Origin of the sequence: Streptomyces sp. 3330 (assembly GCF_031456635.1) — a bacterium.
GTDB lineage: Bacteria > Actinomycetota > Actinomycetes > Streptomycetales > Streptomycetaceae > Streptomyces.
Genome location: NZ_JAVDVA010000002.1, coordinates 403316 through 421128 on the forward strand (window position 1 = coordinate 403316; position 17813 = coordinate 421128).

Below are 17813 nucleotides of genomic sequence, written 5' to 3' on the forward strand. Positions count from 1 at the left end.
CCAGGCAGCACGGATCGCGCATCGGCAGCAGGTGTTGAATCGTTTCAAACTGCCAAGGCGCTGGAAAACTACGAGAGTTGGTGAGTGGCGTCAAGAGATCCCGCCATCTCGGCCCCGGGGGTCGCGTGGACTTTCCAACCGCTTGGGTGTCTGCTCGACGGCCATGCGGCAGTCACCATCGGTGATTGTTCGGGGGGCGTCGCTCTGACTGGCCGGGCTCCGAACCGTGAACGGACCACTGTTGACGATCGAGTCGGCGAACGTGGATTCTCGGTTCCCTGGCGGTCCCGTACAGGTCCCGAAACGGTCCCGTACGCCGCGACCCGGCAGCTCCGCGAGTGCCTGGTTCTTCCGCCCCCCGTCAAGCGTCCCGTGCGTGCGTGTGCCGCCGCCGAGTTCGGAGTTCCGGCAGTGCTTTTCGACGTGACCCGTGGTGAACTCGCCGACGTCTTCGGCGAGGACCGGCTGGTGACCCTGCCCGCCAGCGCTTTCCCGCCCTCCACCGAGGGCACCGAGGGCGCCCGTCTCCTGCAGACCTTCGGCGTCCCCTCCGGAACGCTCTGGCTGCGCGAGCCCGACGCGGACTCCGGCCGGCCGGCCCTCGTCCAGGACGTGGTCGCCGTCGAGGACTTCGAGGACGCCGCCGAGGGCGCGGGCGAATGGCCGGTCATCGGCTGGCTGCTCAACGCCCACCTCGCCCTCGATCCCCGTTCCGGCAAGGTGCACGCCTTCGACGCCGACGAGGAGACCGTGCGGGAACTGCACACGGACGTCTCCTCCCTCGTCCAAGTGACCCTCCGCTTCCAGCGTCTGCTCGATGAGTTCACGTTCAGCGGCGACGACGGCGACGAGGAAGCCGGCTTCGAGCGCCTGGAACGCGAGGTCGAGCGTGTCCGTCAGGAGACGAGCGCTGTCGACCCGCTCCCCTTCCAGGACGACGAGACGGTCTGGTCGGTGGTCGGCGAGGAGATCGCCATGGGCCGGCGTTTCAAGGCCGACAGCCCGGCAGCCCGCTCGCTCTACGGCTGACCGTCCGCCGTGGCTCCTCCCTCCGGTTTCACGGTGCAGAGGCTGAGCCGACTGAAACCCGAGTGGGACCTGAGCACGCCCGCACCCGAACGAATCCGCCAGGGGTGGTCGGCCCCCTGATCGTCCTTGCGGGTGAGTCGGCGCGCAGGACCAATCCGCGCACTCGGCAGTTCCGGAATACCTGGTAGCGGGTCTCGGAGGCGAGGTCCGCTCGAGCGGCCGCCTGCGCGAGGGATACGGGAAGGCGGCATGCTCCTGAGCCCTCGTGCACGGCGGTGCGCGGGGGCTCAGTCCTGCGGCACCCGCCCGGATTGCTGGCGCACGGCTGTGTCATGGCGGGGGCGTGGGGGGCTCGGTCGGCTGCGGTGGCCGTGCAGTCGGTTCCGGCGGCAGGGGTACGGCTGCCTGCCGGATCCGGGTGAGGTGTTCCAGGCCTGCCGCGTAGTCCCCGGCTTGGGTCGCCTGGTCGAGGCAGGTGTCCTCGTGCCGTCGTCGCATGGCTTCCGTCCGGATGCGGGAGCAGGCGGTGACGAGGGCGGTGACGCTTGCGGCGGTGGTCGGGAGCAGGAGGGGCAGCACGATCCACCAGGGGGCGTGGGCGAGGGCCGAGGTTCCGGCGGCGAGGCCGGAGAGGACGTGGCCCGGGAGTGTCGGCGCGTTCATGGTCGGCTCCTGGTCGGGGTGCGGCGGTCAGTCGTGTGTCACCCCTTGTGTGCGGAGCCGTGGGCAGGGACATCGGTGCGGGCGCCGGGGATGTGCAGGCAGGTTGACGGGGGTGGCGGCTATCGACGCAACCCCGCTGGACGGGCAGTACCGCTACCTGCCGTGCAGGTGTCTTCGAGGCCTGTGAACTGCGACTTCTCTCCCGCGCGAAGCTTTGTACCCGGGTTCTGTGACGGCTGGAGGACCTGAGCCCGCTTCCCTGGCGACCGGGGGGTCTGTGCCTGTCGCCGGGGCCGGGGCCGGGGCCGAAAGCCGACGCGGCGGGGCCGCGCAGGGTCCGGTGAGCCGGTCGCCTGCCGGTTCGTGGGGAGGGAGCCCTGTGCATCATGCGCCGGGCCGGATTGGCTCCGTCGAACCCGGCCGTCCGGCTCGGGTGCGCGTCGCGAGCGGGCCGTTTGGCAAGAAATTCGAACACATGAGCTAATAGAGGAATGGATGCTGTCGACTTCCCTCACGACCTGGTGCGGCTGCAGGCGGACTGGTTCCGTGTCTACGACGCTCTCGCCGCGCCCCGACCCGCGCACGTGACCGTGCTGCGCCGCCGGCTGTACGCGCTCTCGGTGCGGTTGCGGTGGCATCCGTTCTGGTCGCAACGGACGGTGGCGGTCCCGGCGGCGCGGGTGGAGTTGCGGCGCCGGGGCCGTGCGCTGGAGCGGCAGAGGTGAACCCGAGGTCGGAGTACCTGACGGCGCAGGAGAAGGAGCGCTCGCGCGTGATCCGCCGCTCCATCGGGGGAGGGGAGATGCTGCCGGTGTACGAGGCGGTGTACGAGGCGGTGTACGAGGCGGTGCACGAGGCGGTGCACGAGGCGGTGCACGAGGCGGTGCACGAGGCGGTGCACGAGGCGGTGCACGAGCTGGCGCGGCAGCCGGCTACTTCAGCGTCCGGAGTTCGGAGTCAGTGCAGCACACGGTGCCGAGCGACGAGCCTTGACCCGGCTGCTGTGCTGCGGTGGCTCCCTCGTGGCCTTGGGCAGCGCGCTTCGGGGCGCCCTGATCGAGGCGGGCTGCGGCTGCGGCTGCTGGCGCGGCCAGGGCGACCGTAGCGAAGTGGGTGTCGCCCGCGTGGCTTCCCGTGGGGAGCCGGGAGGTGCGGCGGGCCCTGCCGCCCACGGGACGACAGGGCCCGTAAGGGGGATCCTCCACCTAGGGGTGGGAGGCTCACCCGTCCGCACACCATGCAGCACAATCCAGCCACAGCGATAGATACCGGCCGCAACTTTGATGCAGTGACCGCGCGACCCATGAGCGGGCAGGACTCCGCCCCGGCGGCGATCGAGGACCTGGCGCTCCGTGAGGGAGACCTGGAGCTGAGTCTGCCGGGGCCCGGCGAGCCGGCCGGCCTGTCCGCCGCCGCCGGTGACGGGTGACGGGTGACGGGCGACGGGCGAGGCCGATGCCCGCAGTGCCCCCCGCGACAACGAACGCAGGATCGATCGAACGCCATCTGGCATGATCGCTCGGTGAGTAATGCGAGACTGCTGGCCGCCGAGGGCGTGGAGTCACATGTCCGGGCGTTCTTCGAGGGACACTCCGTGGAGGTCGTCGACTACGACCTCGGGACGGAAAGGCGAGAGGCACTGCCCGACCTGCGTGTTCTCGTCGTGGGGCCGGGCCCCCGCAGCGACTGCTGGGCCTATGTGACCGCCGGGTGTTGGGCCTCGATGGAGAAGAACGGCCACGGACTTGAGTTCGTCATGACCGCCCACGTCCGCGACCAGCGGTTCATCGACCTCATGGCGATGATCGCCTACTACCACTGCGGAGGGCATCGGCTCGACCTCCAGCACAGTATGCCGATCGGTGAACCGTGGGTGCCGGGCTCGACCTGCGACCACCTGCTCATCAGCCTGCCCTACCTGCACGGACCCGACCTCGAACACTGTCCCCTGCCCCAGGGGCGCGCCCGCATCGTGTGGACCCTGCCGGTGACCACCGCCGAGATCGAGTTCCGCCGACGGCACGGCCACGAGGCGTTGGAGCGGCTCCTCGACGAGGCGGCGATCATTCCTACCGATCCGTTCAGAGGCTCTGTCGTCTGAGTCGCGTGCGCGCCACGGTGGGCGTCCCATGACAGGCCACGACAGGCCGCCACCCGCGACCAGTTGCAAGGGCGCTTGCTGTCCTGGCGTCCGGCGGCGCTGCTCGGTATCGCCAGGTTGCCCGGAGGGGATCCGGCCCACCTGGTGGGTGCCTGGTCAGGGCAGTCGATGTCAGCGCCGGGTGAGAGGATCACGAGATGCCTCTGCCTCAGCCTGACGATCTGACCTCGCTGGTCCTGCGTACCGAATTCGGTGACGAGGGAGCCTGGGACGCCGTTCGAGCCGCACTCGACGCGGCCGGCGACTACCCCCATGCCACGTATGTCAGCGAGCTTCGCTACGCCGGCGTGGGGGTCGAGGCCTTGGTGGCCGAAGAGGCGGCCGCGGACGAAGACAAACAGATCGTCTACATGTTCCTGGCGGACGCGGCCACGATGAAGGATGCGGGCCACCCACTCCTGGCCGTGGACCTCTCGGACGAGCCGGGGCGGACTTTCAGGGTCCCCGCCCGGTGGTTCCCCGACATCTCGGCCAACCTCAGCATCGCCAACATGGACTTCGCGGAGTTCGCTGACGCCGCTGACGGGTCAGGGACCTTCCACGGCTTCGACGAGGGCTGACACCGCTACGGCGAGGTGGGTGAGTGTGGGGAGCGAAGCACGAGCAGGGTGATCTCGCTGGGGGCGAAGACGCGGAACGGCGGGCCCCAGAAGCCGGTGCCGCGGCTGGTGTAGAGGAGAGTGCGAGGGCCGTGGTGGCTGAGGCCGGCGAGGGCGGGCTGGTCGAGGCGGACCAGGTGGTGGAAGGGCCAGATCTGGCCCCCGTGCGTGTGGCCCGAGAGCTGGAGGTCGACACCGCCGGCTGCCGCCTGGTCGACGAATTTGGGCTGGTGCGCCAAGAGCAGGACGGGCAGGTCGGGGTCGGCGCCGTTCAGCGCTCCGGCGAGGTGGGCGCCGTGGCCGGGCAGCCCCGAGGACTCGGCAGTGACGTCGTCCACGCCGGCGACCACGAGGGTGTCGCCGCCCCGTTCGAGGAGCAGATGGCGGTTGCGCAGCGGTTCCCAGCCCAACTCGTCCATCAGGTCGACCCAGCCCTGGGCCTCGCTGTAGTACTCGTGGTTGCCGGTGACGTAAACACGTGCGAGTGCGGCCCGAACGGTTCCGAGCGGGACGGCCTGGGCGCGGCGGCGTTCGGCCGTGCCGTCCGCGATGTCGCCCGTGTGGCAGACCAGGTCGGCCTCCAGCGTGTTCACCGTCTCGCACACCCGCGCGGACCAGCGAGCGCGATCGAGCGGGCCGTAGTGAGTGTCGGTGATCAGGGCGACGCGAAGGCCGTCCAGTCCGGCACCCAGCCGGGGGAGTTGCACGTCGAGTCGGCGCACGCGTGGCACGCGGCGGGCCTCCGCGTACCCCCAGGCCAGCAGCACGGCGGCTGTGCCGAGGACGGCCCAGGTGACGGCGCGCGCCCGGTCCTGTCCGTCGCCGATGTCCGCCACGGTCAAGGCGACCCGCAGGAGGACGCCGAGCAGAACGGACCACGTGAACAGGACCCAGCCGGTGCCCAGCAGGGTGTCACCGACGATCGCCGCCCCGTCCCGCTGCCGCCGTCCGTGGCCTTGCACCATCGCGAGCGGCATACCGATGAGTCCGAGGACGGACAGGACGGTGCCGGCCAGCGCGACGGGCAACGGCCAGTGCTGGCCGGTGTACAGGAGCACCCAGCAGGGAACGGCCCACAGAAGTACGGGGGCGATCAGAGGGAGGTATCGCGTGAGGCGAAGCAGTCGGCTCCGCCGCGGAGCTTCCGCTTCGCTGTCGGCGGATCGGGTGTTGCTGGTGTCGGTCACGCTTCACCTCTCTGACCAGGCTGCCGTCCCGCGCACTGTATCCGGTTGATCTGGGCCTGACCGGACCGGCGTTCATGCAACGACGCCGCGCTCGACGGCTCGCACGTCACCTCGCCGGAGCCGAGCCGCTCCGCCGGGACGCCTTGCCGGCCCCCGCTCACGACAGCGTTGACCTTCATGGTCTGGGCGGGTTGGGCGCCGCGCCACATGTAACTGATCAATCAGAGTCGGGCGCCTGCTCCGGGAGGTGACGGAGCAGGTTCGGAACGGATTCCGGAAGCAACAACCGATTGCCGCAACAGTGATGCTGCCCAGCTTCAGGCCCACTCGCCCGTCGACTGCTGGAGAGGGCACCTCCTCGGAGAGTCCGCACGGCACAGGGCTTGACGGGTGGGGTCCTGTGTCGTGTCATCATGGGAGGGACGACAACGGTGGGTGACGCGATGGCGACAACGGGACACGACGGGCCCGGTGCCGAGTCCGCAGGTGACAGTACGAGTCCACAGCCCAGCGCTCCGAAACCTCCTCGTGACCAAGGCGGTTGGGCCGCGGACAATGTCCCCTGGATCATCCTGGCCCTCATTGTCCTGGTGCTGGGGATCGTGGGCCTGACGTCCAACGATGACGTGACCTGCCCCGGTGGAGCCAGCAGTTGCGGCTATCCGTGAATCACCCCATCGCATCCCGACCTCGTGTTCCCGATGATCGGGTCGAGGGCGGACGGCGTGTGAGCCTGGGAGGCTTCCCGCTGATGCCCTGAGGGTGAGCTTTCGGCGGGTTGGCAGTCAGGCCGGAGACGGTGAGGCACGGAGGAATGAGGGTACGACGACCGGACCGGGGCGGACTGCGCGACGTCAGAAGGACTTCACCGTCCCAGCGCCGAGCCCCCGTTGATGTGCAGCAGTTGCCCCGTCATGTAGGCGGCTTCCGGTGACGCCACGTAGTGGATGGCGGCAGCGATCTCGGACGGAAGGCCTGCGCGGCCCATCAGGGACTGGGCGACCCGGGAGGCCACGAAATCGGGAGTGGCGCGGTCTCCGAAGAACTCCGTGTCGGCGACGAATCCGGGGGCGACCGCGTTCGCGGTGACGCCTTCGGGGCCGAGGCGCTGGGCGAGGTCGTATGTGTAGCTGTTGATCCAGCCCTTCGAGCCGCCGTATGAGCCGGCACCCCGCAACGAGGCGATCGAGGAGAGCTGGATGATGCGGCCCCCGGGGCGGCGCATGTGCGGGAGGAGGGCCTCGGTGAGGAGGACGGCGGTCAGGACGTTGGCGTCGAAGTTGCGGCGGTAGCTGTCCGCGATCGCCGTGAGCGAGCCGCCGTGCGAAGGTGCGGCATTGCCGCCGGCGTTGGCGACCAGCACCCCGAGGGGCGTCTGGTACGCGGTCGACCTCGCCGATCCCGAACAGGTGGGCGCGGCCGTCGACGTCTGTGGATGTGAATCACAGTCATGTTCATGTACGGCATGCGTGACGCTACGGAGTGCATGACGGCTCGTCAAGTGGTCCCGCGTTCGGTGGCGTGACCGGGCGCGGGGTTGTCGAAGGCCGGGGCCGGGAGGGTGGGTAGCCGGTAGCCGGTAGCCGGTAGCCGGTAGCCGGTAGCCGGGGTCGGGATCGGCGCTGAGCGTGAGGCCCGCTTGTGCGCCACCGGAACTGGCGCCGGGCGGTCCAGGTCATCCGATGGTCCGCACCTCCTGTCGGCCGTCGTCCGAGTGGGGGGCTTTGGGTCGAAGGGTGGCGCGGCGGTGGTGAACGGCCGTGCATGAATTCGAGTTTGCGCGCCCCCTCCGCACCGGCTTTCCCAAGATCGCGAGCTGCTATCTTCCATGATCGTGATCAATGCTGACATTCCGGCCCCAGGCGGTACACAGTCGGACTTCATGCCGCGAGTTCTCCCCAAGTCTGCTGTTCGGCCCGTCCTCTATCGACCGCGGGAGGGCGCCGACCGTTCGCGCCTCCTCGAACTGCTCGCCTCGGGTGACGTGCGCGAGGTGCACGACCTCATCGACGACCAGCTCGTCGAACTGGTGCGCTGCCTCAGGCCCGGGGATTCCCTGACCGAGGATCAACTGGCTGCCGAGCTCGATGAACTGTGCGGGAGTGCCGACCGGCGGTACTTCGGCACCTGGGTCTGGTACCCCTGGTCAGGGCGCCTCGTCCACGTGCTTCCGGAGCCGGAGTTCCGGCGGGTACGCACCGACCGCAACCGCGACAAGATCACCAGCGTGGAGCAGAGGAAGCTGCTCGGCCGCCGCATCGGCGTGGTCGGCCTGTCCGTGGGCAGCAGCGCGGCGCTCACCTGCGTCATGGAAGGAGTAGGCGGATCGTTCCGCCTCGCGGACTTCGACAAGCTCGGGCTGAGCAACCTGAACCGACTGCGAGCCGGCGTACACGATCTGGGGGTGCCCAAGACCGTCCTGTGCGCCCGTCAGATGTACGAGATCGACCCCTACCTCGACATCGAACTGTGGAGTGAGGGCATCACCGAGGACAGCGTCGAAGCCTTCTTCGGGGACGCCGAGCACCCTCTCGATCTGCTGATCGAGGAGTGCGACACGCCCTGGGTCAAGGTCGCCGTGCGCGAGCAGGCCCGTGCCCGCCGAGTTCCCGTCCTCATGGATGCCAACGATCGGGGACTGCTGGACGTCGAGCGTTTCGACGAGGAGCCTGACCGGCCCCTCTTCCACGGCCGCGGTGGTGATCTGAGCGCGCGGGACGTGCGCGGTCTCGACCGGGCGGGCGCCATGGCGTACCTGCTCCAGGTCTGCGACGAGAGTCGTCTGAGTCCTGCGATGACCGACGCGCTCGGCCGGATCGGCCGCACCTTGTCCAGTTGGCCGCAGCTCGCCAGCGGCGTGATGCTCGGCAGCGCCCTGGTCACCGACGCCGCGCGGCGCATCCTGCTGGATCGCCCGGTGGCGTCGGGCCGCTACTACGTCGACCTCGAAGAGCTGATCGGCGCCGCACCGGCGCTGGTCGGCATGGGAGCTGTTTCGTGACCCACCTGCCCGAACTGCACGGCGAACACCTGTGGCTGCGGGAGATGCGAGCCACCGATCTCGCTCCTTTCGAACGTATCCACACCCATCACCTGCTGACCCGTTTCCTCGGCGTCGACCGGATGGACACCCGACAGGCACAGCAGGCCTTCGCGCGGTGCCTCTCCCAGCCCTACGTGCAGCCGCGCCGCAAGCACACCATGGCGGTGTGCGCGCCGGGCGAGGACGCCATGGTCGGCACCATGGGGCTGCTTGTGGAGGAGTACGGCCGCAACGGCATGCTGACCAGCCTGGTGCTGCTGCCGGGGGCCCCGGTCAGCGGTCATGGCCACGAGGCGGGCCGCCTCCTCATGGCGTACGGCTTCGGCCACCTGGGCCTGCACCGCATCTGGGCAGGACACCGTGCCGATCACGCCCGCATGCGCGACGTGATGCTCGCGGCGGGACTGCACCCCGAGGCCACGCTCCGCCAATTGTTCAACACCCAGGGTGTCTGGCACGACGTCGCCACCTACGCGGCTGTGGCACCCGAGTGGATTCCGCAGGCCAGCGCGGCGGAGCGACACATCCTCGACGGAGACGCACTGCTTCCTGCGTGACGCTCGCCCTCGAAGCCGGGTGCCCGGCCGCTGTCGACAGCGCGTAGTGCGGCGGCCTCTGCCGAGCTGCTCGGTTCACCCCAGCGGTGCGGCGGCGAGCCAGGTGCCGATCAGCCGATCGGCCGGTTCGCCGTAACGGCCGACGGCTCAGGCCGTGCCGCCGTCCGCGTCGTAAGTTCCGGGCCCGGATTCGCACCGGGCCCGTGCGCCGCATCCGTCGACATCGGAGGCGGCGGCAGCTGTGGCCCGTAGGGGGCGCCCACATTCCGCGTGCCATTGCCCCAGGTCACGCCGTCGACGGGCACGCGGTGTCCGACGCCCCTGGAGTTTGGGGGCAGGCTGCTGATCTGACCGCGTGGCCGCCGCGCCGCACTCGGTGCAGGCCATGGGGCAGGACCCCGCAGCGCATGTGTGGCGGCCTTCGCCGCACTGTGAAGAAATGAGGCTGTACAGGTCGTAAGGCTCGGTACGTACGGTTTTGCTCTGCCGGTCATGACGGCAGGGCGGCTGTCGGCGGCGGTCGGTGGCGTGTCGTCGGTGGACCGGCGGCGGTTCGGCGGCATGGAGGGAACGAGGGCCGATGCATGTGACTCCCGGTGGCGGTCGGGTCCGCGGTGTGCCCGGCACGGTGCTGAGCGGGCGAGTAGCGGTCGTCACCGGTGCCGCGCGTGGGGTCGGCGAGGCCTTGGCGCGACGTCTGTCGCGCGCCGGCATGCTCGTGGCGTTGGTCGGACGCGAGGAGGAGACTCTCCGCCTGGCGGCCGCATCCCTGCCCAACAGGAGCGTCTGCATCGAAGCCGACGTCACCGATTCCGCAGCGCTGGACCGGGCGGCCCAGCAGGTCAGCGGAACGCTGGGTCGGGCGAGCGTGGTCGTGGCCAACGCCGGCATCGCCACCGGTGGCCCCTTCGCCCGCACTCCGGCCGAGCTCTGGCAGCGGGTCGTCGATGTCAACCTCACCGGATCGGCCAACACCGCCAGGGCGTTCCTGCCTCATCTCACCGAGACCCGGGGCTACTTCCTCCAGATCGCTTCCACCGCCGCCTTCGGCTCCGCCCCGATGATGAGTGCCTACTGTGCTTCCAAAGCGGGTGCGGAGTCGTTCGCGCTCGCTCTGCGCGGCGAGGTGGAACCCGACGGCATCACGGTCGGCATCGCCTACCTCCACTGGACCGGCACCGACATGGTCACCGGCATCAGCGACCACCCCGTCCTGCAGGCTCTGCGGCGCAACCAGCCCCGCTTCGCACAGCGCGTACACGCCCCCGCCCAGGTGGCCGACTGGCTGACCGCCGGGATCATCCGCCGCTCCCGCCAGATCTACGCACCACCGTGGCTCCGCTGGTGCCAGCCACTGAGACCCGCCTTCCCGCCCATCGTCACCCACCTCGCCCGGCGGGAACTGCGCCGTCTGTCGCCGACCGAGCTGGCGGCCGACGTCGGAGTTCTGGGTGCCGGCGGCCGCGCCGACTGGGACGCCCACCGATCATCCACCCGTCCCCCTCTCGATGAATAGCCAAGCGATCGGTCCGGCCGGCACAGCGGCGCGGCACAACCGACTCAAGATCGATCTCTGGCCGGCGGTTAGGCGAGGGGGCAGCCGCTTCCGAACCGCATGCCTGGACGTGCCGCCCGACGCCGGGGCGCAGCCGGCGGCTTTGGGGCGCTTGGCGCGGGGCTCCTCTCGGCCTGACGGACCGGGCGCACGAGTATGCCCATCGGCTCTGGATCGATCATCGGTACCACGCACGACCTGAACCGCTTCCACTCCGCACTGCTCGGCGGCCGCCTGTCGGCCGGCTCCCGGTACTTCGGTCCATCGTGATCGCCTTGCCGGTCGAGAGGCCTGCCGCGGGCGGCGAGTGCGGTCGTGCTGCGTAGGTCGATCGGCCCGCCCGTCACCGCCCCGGTCTCCCCAACTACCGTTCCAAGGGGCCACTTCGACAGGAAAAACGCAACTTCGACATGGCCCGCAGAGGCAGCTACCTTCACCTGGTCTTCGGCGATGTCCCACGATGGCGCAGGAGTTCCTTCAGGCTGAGCCACCCGCGAGGGGATGAGTTGTCATGCCCTACGAACCCTCGCCCCGTACGTGAGTCACTGAACCGGGTCCATCTCGGACAGCACCCTTCAGGGAGAGACGCATGCCCCAACTTGCTCTGTACACATTCGGCGGCCTGCAGTCACCTCTTGCCGATCCGGCCCCCCTCACGCGGGAGTTCTACGCTGTCGGTGAGGCCGTCTACCGGACGATCGGTCAGCAGCCCGGGTACCTCGCCCGTGCCGAAGCGGCAGGCGGTGACCGAGGCATGCTTTTCGAGGCGGACTGGGGTGCATGGGGAGAGTTCGCCGTACCGACCTGGTACCGCAAGGGCCGTACGGTGGAAACCACGGCCCTGGCTACGACCCTCTCGCTCTGGACCGATCTGCGCCCTGCCTTCGAAGCCGTCTACACGGGTCTGCATCGTGAGGCGCTGAACAGGCGTTACGACTGGTTCGAGAAGACAGGACACCCGAATTACGTGTGCTGGTGGGTCCCCGACGCGGTGATACCCACCTGGCAGGACGGGGTTTCCAGGCTGGAGCACCTCCACGAACACGGCTCCGCACCGCACGCCTTCACCTTCCACCATTCCTTCGCCTTGGACGGAACTCCGACCAGGATCAAGGGCATCGGGCGCACGTCGGACGAGGTCCGCTGACGCGGAACGTGAACGACTGGGTTCGTTGTCGAACAGCCCAGGGTGAGATGGGGCCTTACCAGTCCCGGGTGGCGATGAGTTCTTCCGCATCTGCGTCCGTGAACCCGTAGGCGGACGCGATGAACCAGAAGTCCTCGGCGATCTCCTCGCGTGCGACGGTCTCCATCTCACTTCCTGCGGCTTCGAACTCGGCTTCCAGTTGGTTGAATTCGTTCGTGGCAGCGTGTGTGAGTGCGTACAGGGCCGCCAGATCCGGGGGTTGCTCGGCCTCGACCCGCTCGCAGAGACGGATCAGGATGGCCTTGCCCTTGTCGACGACGTGATCAGGGAAGTAGCTGTCGGCGTACAGCGGCTGCAGGAATTCGCGCCCTGCGACCTGTTCGTTCGTGATCGGCATGCTGCCTCCCACCTCGTGGGTGAACTGACATGCTGATCATGCACCAGACCACTGACAGTGAAGTCCTGCTCGTGAAGTCACCTCGCTCTTGCTTGTCGGAGCCGTTCGGGTTTGCCGGTCCTCGGGGCTGTGACTGCAGGCTGTGACTGCAGCGCCTCCTGTGGCCGGGCCCGGCTCTCGGCGGCTGGTGGTCGGGTGAGTCGGGGGTGTGGTAGGGAACCGTCTGTCCGGTATATTTTTGGGCTTGTTTTTCGTGTGGGCCGGTGGGGCGGCCCCGAGATGACGGGGGTTCGGACGATGGCGGGGGTCGTGAGGGCGCGGGTCGTGGTGGTGGGTGGGGGACCGGTGGGGTTGCTGGCGGCCTGCGAGTTGGCAGGGTTCGGGGTGGAGACGGTGGTGGTGGAGGCGCGGGACGGTGTGAGTGGGCGGCCGAAGGCGACGACGTTGCATGCGCGGACGGTGCAGTGTCTGGCACGGCGTGGCTATCTCGGTGCTCTGGCGGAGGCGGCGCCGGGAGGCCGTACGGGCGCAGGGGATGGCGCGGTACGGGCTGCGGGTGCGGAACCAGCTTCGGGGGTGAGTGTGGGAGCAGCCGCGGGTGCGGTTCCGGGTGCGTCTTCGGGTATGGGGGTGAGGCCACAATCGAGTGAGAGCGTTTTTCATTTCGCGGGGCTGGCGGGTCTGGTGATCGGGGCGCCGGCGGGTGAGCCGGATGCGGTGGTGAAGTGTGTGCAGGCGGAGTTGGAGGGGGCCTTGGAGGAGCGGGCCAGGGCCGCGGGGGTGGAGGTGTGGCGTGGGTACCGGGTGAGCGAGCTGCGGCAAGGTCCCGAAGGGGTGCGGGTGGAGGCGCGGGGGCCGCAGGGCGTGAGGTGTTTTGAGGCTGATTTCGCGGTGGGGGCGGATGGCGCGCGCAGTGTGGTGCGGGACTTGGCGGGCTTCGGGTCGCGGGTGTATCCGGCGTCGGTGTCTGCGATGGCGGGGGATGTGCGGTTGGTGCGGGCGGGGGTCTTGCGGCCGGGGTGGCATCGCACGGAGCGGGGCTGGATTCTGGTGCGGGACGTGGAGGGCGGGGTGACGCGTCTGCGGACGTTGAATTGTTCGGGTGCGGTTGCGGACCGGCATGCGCCGTTGGGGTTGGAGGAGCTGCAAAAGGAGGTGTCGTTCATTGCGGGGCGTGAGGTCGGGATGGTGGAGGGGTGGTGGCTGAGCCGGTTCAGTGATTTCTCGCGGTTGGTGTCGTCGTATCGCCGGGGACGGGTGTTGTTGGCGGGGGATGCGGCGCACGTGCATTTCCCGATCGGTGGGCAGGGGTTGAGCACGGGTCTGCTGGATGCGGTGGACCTGGGGTGGAAGCTGGCGTTCACCCTGCGGGGTACGGCGGGTGAAGGTCTGCTGGATACGTATGGATCGGAGCGGCGGCCCGCTGCGCAGCGGGTGATTGATCACACGCGGGCTCAGTTGGCGTTGATGCGGCCGGATCCGGCGCTTGAGCCGTTGCGTGCGCTGTTCGGTGAGTTGATGGCCGGCGGGGGGTCGGAGGGTGCGCTGCTGGCGTCGATGATCAGTGGACAGGACACGGTGCTGCCGGCGCGGGGGGCGGATTCCGCGTCGTGGGAGGGCCGGTTCGTCCCCAACGTGGTGCTGCACACGGGGGAGGGGCGTGCTGATGTGACGGGTTTGCTGGGTGAGGGCCGGCCGTTGCTGTTGGTGTTCGGTGAGGGGGCGGATCGCTTTGCAGCGGAGGCGCGGCCGTGGACGCATGTCGTGCGGATGGTGCGGGCGGCGCCGGTGCCCGAGCTGGACTGTGCGGCGTTGCTGGTGCGTCCTGACGGGTATGCGGGCTGGGCGGCGGGAGGTGGCGAACTGGCCGCTGCTCTGCGGGACTTCTTCGGCCCCGGCCGACAGGCGGACGGACCGCAGCCGGCAGACACGGCGTCCGGAGACACCGCGTCCGGAGGCACGGCGTCTGCGGACACAGCGTCCGAAGACACAGCGTCCAGGAGTGCGGTGTCCGTGAACGCGGCGACCGGGGGTGCGGTGTCCGGGGACAGAGCGGGCGGGGACCCGGTGGCGGGCTTGCGGGCCGCGGACAGGATGGCCGGGATCGTGGCGGACCACGGGCAGAACAGCGGCATGGTGGGTGGGGGTGGTGCGGGCGGTGGGCAGTCCGGCTGCACGCGCGGCGATCAGCGAGAGCAGTAGAGGCGAGCCGAAGCTGACGTCGCGCTCGTGCGCGGCACGGGCGAGGTCGTAGGCGTGCCGGGGGTGGCCCTCGAATTCGCCTGCATGACGAGGCCCGCGAGGGCGAGTGCTTCGAGACTCACGTCGCCGAGCGAGGTGGCGGTGGTCAGTGCCCAGCTCCGCAGCTGCGCGCGCCCGCAGGGCCCATGCCCCCGTGGTGGTGAGTGATGACGAAGGCCGGGTCGAGGTCCGCGACTGGCGGCACGGCGTGCGCATCACTCGTCCGCGTCGTCGTCACCGCTCCGCCCGGCCTCAGGTTCCTCGGCCAGACGGGTCGCAAGGTGGTAGGCGACGGTGACGTCCTGGTACGTGTGACCGGGGATGACCGGGTCCGGTAGGTGGGTCCGGTCGCTGTGGCTCAGGGACTCTCGCTTCCCGGTGCCGGGGAAGCGGACGACGGTCCGCGGTTCCTGCGTGAAGCGGAGCCGTCGGGCGTACACGGTCGATTCGAACGAGATGTCCCCCTCCGGGTTCCCCGCTCCCGCCTCTCGCGTTCAGGGCGGCTCCTTCGGTTCCTTGGCGGTGCGTGCGCGACCGGACCTCGGCGGCAGTTTCCCGTCGTCTCCGCGCACCCGGCGCGTGCGGGTACCGCCCTGGGTCCGGCCTGCTCGGCCCCGCTCCTCCGCCGCGCCCTTGCGCGCCACACCCGACACGGCCGGCTCGGTCCGTTCGGTGGTGGCGTCCGCCGTCTCAGCAGCGTCCGCGACGACGCGGCCACCGCCCTGTGCCGTGTCGACTGCTGCTTCCGTCACGCCCGCGGCCTGTCCGGCCACACTCCCGGCGGTGCCGCCCACCGCCTCGCCGGCGCTGCCGACGGTCCGGCCCGCCTCCTGGCCGACGTCCTCCACCGCGCGCCCGGCACCACTGCCCACGTCCTGAACGGCCCTCCCGGTTCCCTGACCGACCTCCTGCGCCACGGCGCCGACGCCCCGGCCCACGTCCTGGACAGCAGCCCCGGCACCACTGCCCACGTCCTGAACGGCCCTCCCGGCTCCCTGACCGACCTCCTGCGCCACGGAGCCGACGCCCCGGCCCACGTCCTGGACAGCAGCCCCGGCACCCTGTCCCACGTCCTGGACGGCCCTCCCGGCTCCCTGGCCGACATCCTGTACAGCGGCTCCGGCGCCCAGGCCGACCTCCTGGACGGCCCTTCCGGCACCCGTACCCAGCTCGCCCACGGCCTGACGGGCTCCGCCGCCGACATCTCGCACGGCGGACCCGACTCCACGCGCCAGCTCGTGCAGGATCTCCGGGTTGCGGTCGAGAGTCGTGAGCACTCGGTCGATGATCTTCGCGACGTTGTGGAGACGCACCTTGAGCTGGGCCTGTGCCTCGACACCCGAGATGCCCAGGTGCACCCGCCCGAGCGAGACGTCGGCGCCCACATTCAGCTTGAGGAGATCCAGCACTTCGGCCTGCAACGAGACATGCGCCCGGAGGTCCTCGACGTCAAGGTCGATCTCGTCGACCTTGAGGATCGGCACGTCGAGGAAGACGTCAGGGCTCGCACCGGCGGCGTCCTCCTCGTCGTAGGACACCGGCTCCTCTTCGTACGATGCCGCCTCCTCGTCGGAGGCCTCGGGGTCGGCGTACTCGACATCATCCTCGGCGTCGACTTCGTCACCGTGTTCGTCGTCGTACTCCTCTACGGAGTCCTCGTCGTTCTCGGCGTTGCCGCGCATCGCCACGCCTCCGCGGTTTTGGCATATGTTTCGTCCATTTTCATCCATGACGACCATTGGTGCGCGGTGGATACCGTCCGGCCTAGTACGTTCGCCGCGCGCTTCTGCGCCCCGACCGGTCCCAGCGGAGCAGGCCGGCGTCGATCCGCGACAAACAGGAACGAGTGCTGACAGCGAGGCAACGCGCCACGGCCGTAAACCGTCTCGTCAATCTGGATGGCGCTGAGTCGGTGCCCACCGGGAACGGAGCAATCGTGTTGATCGGCTTGCTGACCGCCGTAGCGGCATCCGTCTGTTACGGCACAGGCTCAGTCCTGCAAGCCCTCGGGTCCCGCAGGTCCGCGCGGAGCGGGGCGGCCACCACTGCCAGCACCCCGTACGGGGGACCCAGCCTCTCCTCCACCGCGAAGGCCGCGATGACCTGGGAATTCGTCGTCGGTACCGTTCTGGACTTCGTGGGCTTCGCACTGGGTGCACTGGCTGCTCGGCTACTGCCCCTGTTCCTGTCGCAGACGGTGATCAGCGCCAACCTGATCATCACCGCCGTGCTGAGCGTCAGGCTCCTCCGTATCCGGCTGACCCGCGCCGAGTGGACGTCCGTCGGCGTGGTCTGCATGGCACTCGTTCTGCTCGCGACGGCGGCGGGGGAGGAGGGCAGTGGAGACGGCATCCCGATCGCCACCCACTGGTGGCTCTTGGCGATCTCGGTCGCGTTGATGGCGGGCGGGACGCTCGCGGTACGTCTCCTCGGACCCCGCGCCGCGATCCCTGCCGGACTGCTGTCCGGACTCGGTTTCGGCGCGCTCGGCGTGGGCGTCCGCGTCCTGAACGGCGCCACCCCCTTCGATCCGGCCGCCATGCTGACCGATCCCGCCCTGTACGCGATCGTGACGGCCGGGGTGGGTGGGATGTACCTGCACACCGTCGCCCTGCAGATCGGTTCGGTCAACGGGGCCACGGCGGCCCTGGTCGTCGGCGAGACCGTGCTGCCCGGCGCCATCGGCGTGCTGTGGCTCGGCGACGCCTCTCGGGCCGGTCTCGCCTGGATGGCGATCCTCGGCTTCGTCCTGGCGGTGGGAGGCGCGGTCGCGGTGGCATGGTTCGGCGGGGCTGCGGCGCATGCGGACGAGCAACCGCAGCAGGCGGCAGAACTGGCTCCCGCGGGCTGAAGACCCGACTCGGGCCGGTGGTTGGGCCCGATCACATCATTCTCGCCCGTTCACGCAGGGGCGCGCGGAGACAACACGCGCCCCGCTTTCACCATGCGATCCTGATTTCGCTCCCCTTCCCTCCCGTGGGCTCCTGCGCGCCCCTCTGTCACTCTTCCGGGACCGTAACCGGCGCCTCGACAATGGCTCTTCGTGCCGCTGCTCGTCGCAGTGGTGGTGACTGCTGCATGCCGGGGAACGGCACCAGGCAGCAGCAGACAGGAGGGCGGCCCCGAGGGCCGTCGAGAAAAGAAAGCGGCAGCAGTGCCGCGGGGGGCAACAACCACATCATGTCCGACTACACGACCACCGCTGGACACTCGGACGCAGCGGTGCGGGCGTCG

18 protein-coding genes are annotated in these 17813 nt (G+C 69.6%); 12 read left to right on the forward strand and 6 right to left on the reverse strand.

The window, feature by feature from the left end:
• Window positions 1-411: 411 nt before the first annotated feature.
• Window positions 412-1029 carry an SUKH-4 family immunity protein gene (locus J2X68_RS05230; RefSeq protein WP_310431237.1) on the forward strand — a complete coding sequence of 206 codons (618 nt, stop codon included), beginning with the start codon at window positions 412-414 and terminating at the stop codon, window positions 1027-1029.
• A 330-nt stretch (window positions 1030-1359) separates the two neighbouring features.
• On the opposite strand, the gene J2X68_RS05235 is transcribed toward J2X68_RS05230, so the two are convergent.
• Entirely contained in the window at window positions 1360-1692 is a 333-nt protein-coding gene (locus J2X68_RS05235) for a hypothetical protein (RefSeq protein ID WP_310431238.1), read from the reverse strand.
• Between the two features lie 491 nt (window positions 1693-2183).
• Here J2X68_RS05235 and J2X68_RS05240 point away from each other — a divergent pair, with 491 nt between their 5' ends.
• The 5 genes from J2X68_RS05240 to J2X68_RS05260 all read left to right on the forward strand — a co-directional run bounded on the left by J2X68_RS05240 (window position 2184) and on the right by J2X68_RS05260 (window position 4413).
• Entirely contained in the window at window positions 2184-2417 is a 234-nt protein-coding gene (locus J2X68_RS05240; RefSeq protein WP_310431239.1) for a hypothetical protein, read from the forward strand.
• On the forward strand, window positions 2414-2797 hold the full coding sequence (locus J2X68_RS05245) for a hypothetical protein (protein ID WP_310431240.1): 384 nt from the start codon (window positions 2414-2416) through the stop codon (window positions 2795-2797). The genes J2X68_RS05240 and J2X68_RS05245 overlap by 4 nt, the downstream gene beginning before the upstream one ends.
• Window positions 2798-2980: 183 nt before the next feature.
• Entirely contained in the window at window positions 2981-3121 is a 141-nt protein-coding gene (locus J2X68_RS05250; protein ID WP_310431241.1) for a hypothetical protein, read from the forward strand.
• Between the two features lie 93 nt (window positions 3122-3214).
• Window positions 3215-3793, forward strand: coding sequence for a suppressor of fused domain protein (locus J2X68_RS05255; RefSeq protein WP_310431242.1), 579 nt, complete (start codon window positions 3215-3217; stop codon window positions 3791-3793).
• Between the two features lie 197 nt (window positions 3794-3990).
• On the forward strand, window positions 3991-4413 hold the full coding sequence (locus tag J2X68_RS05260) for a DUF6924 domain-containing protein (RefSeq protein ID WP_310431243.1): 423 nt from the start codon (window positions 3991-3993) through the stop codon (window positions 4411-4413).
• A 5-nt stretch (window positions 4414-4418) separates the two neighbouring features.
• Here the strand turns inward: J2X68_RS05260 and J2X68_RS05265 are convergent, their stop codons facing one another.
• Both J2X68_RS05265 and J2X68_RS05270 read right to left on the reverse strand, forming a co-directional pair.
• Window positions 4419-5639: a metallophosphoesterase gene (locus J2X68_RS05265; protein WP_310431244.1), complete on the reverse strand. Its 1221-nt coding sequence runs from the start codon at window positions 5637-5639 to the stop codon at window positions 4419-4421.
• An 865-nt stretch (window positions 5640-6504) separates the two neighbouring features.
• Window positions 6505-7002: an SDR family oxidoreductase gene (locus J2X68_RS05270; protein ID WP_310431245.1), complete on the reverse strand. Its 498-nt coding sequence runs from the start codon at window positions 7000-7002 to the stop codon at window positions 6505-6507.
• A gap of 519 nt (window positions 7003-7521) precedes the next feature.
• Between J2X68_RS05270 and J2X68_RS05275 the strand changes: the two genes are divergently transcribed.
• The 4 genes from J2X68_RS05275 to J2X68_RS05290 all read left to right on the forward strand — a co-directional run bounded on the left by J2X68_RS05275 (window position 7522) and on the right by J2X68_RS05290 (window position 11941).
• A complete protein-coding gene (locus tag J2X68_RS05275) occupies window positions 7522-8640 on the forward strand; it encodes a ThiF family adenylyltransferase (RefSeq protein ID WP_310431246.1) in 1119 nt (372 codons plus the stop codon).
• Window positions 8637-9239: a GNAT family protein gene (locus J2X68_RS05280; protein WP_310431247.1), complete on the forward strand. Its 603-nt coding sequence runs from the start codon at window positions 8637-8639 to the stop codon at window positions 9237-9239. Before J2X68_RS05275 ends, J2X68_RS05280 begins: the two co-directional genes overlap by 4 nt.
• A gap of 580 nt (window positions 9240-9819) precedes the next feature.
• Entirely contained in the window at window positions 9820-10755 is a 936-nt protein-coding gene (locus J2X68_RS05285; protein WP_310431248.1) for an SDR family oxidoreductase, read from the forward strand.
• Between the two features lie 628 nt (window positions 10756-11383).
• Window positions 11384-11941: a DUF3291 domain-containing protein gene (locus tag J2X68_RS05290; protein ID WP_310431249.1), complete on the forward strand. Its 558-nt coding sequence runs from the start codon at window positions 11384-11386 to the stop codon at window positions 11939-11941.
• Window positions 11942-11996: 55 nt separating this feature from the next.
• Here J2X68_RS05290 and J2X68_RS05295 read toward each other — a convergent pair whose 3' ends face one another.
• Window positions 11997-12338, reverse strand: coding sequence for a DUF5713 family protein (locus J2X68_RS05295; protein WP_310431250.1), 342 nt, complete (start codon window positions 12336-12338; stop codon window positions 11997-11999).
• Window positions 12339-12635: 297 nt separating this feature from the next.
• Here J2X68_RS05295 and J2X68_RS05300 point away from each other — a divergent pair, with 297 nt between their 5' ends.
• A complete protein-coding gene (locus J2X68_RS05300) occupies window positions 12636-14540 on the forward strand; it encodes an FAD-dependent monooxygenase (RefSeq protein WP_310431251.1) in 1905 nt (634 codons plus the stop codon).
• Window positions 14541-14794: 254 nt separating this feature from the next.
• Here the strand turns inward: J2X68_RS05300 and J2X68_RS05305 are convergent, their stop codons facing one another.
• Together J2X68_RS05305 and J2X68_RS05310 are read right to left on the reverse strand one after the other, a co-directional pair.
• The gene (locus tag J2X68_RS05305) at window positions 14795-15019 is read right to left on the reverse strand and encodes a hypothetical protein (RefSeq protein ID WP_310431252.1); all 225 of its coding nucleotides are present in this window, start codon (window positions 15017-15019) and stop codon (window positions 14795-14797) included.
• Window positions 15020-15073: 54 nt separating this feature from the next.
• Window positions 15074-16261, reverse strand: coding sequence for a hypothetical protein (locus tag J2X68_RS05310; protein WP_310431253.1), 1188 nt, complete (start codon window positions 16259-16261; stop codon window positions 15074-15076).
• Window positions 16262-16515: 254 nt separating this feature from the next.
• Between J2X68_RS05310 and J2X68_RS05315 the strand changes: the two genes are divergently transcribed.
• Window positions 16516-17430: a hypothetical protein gene (locus J2X68_RS05315; protein WP_310431254.1), complete on the forward strand. Its 915-nt coding sequence runs from the start codon at window positions 16516-16518 to the stop codon at window positions 17428-17430.
• The last annotated feature ends 383 nt before the right edge of the window (window positions 17431-17813 follow it).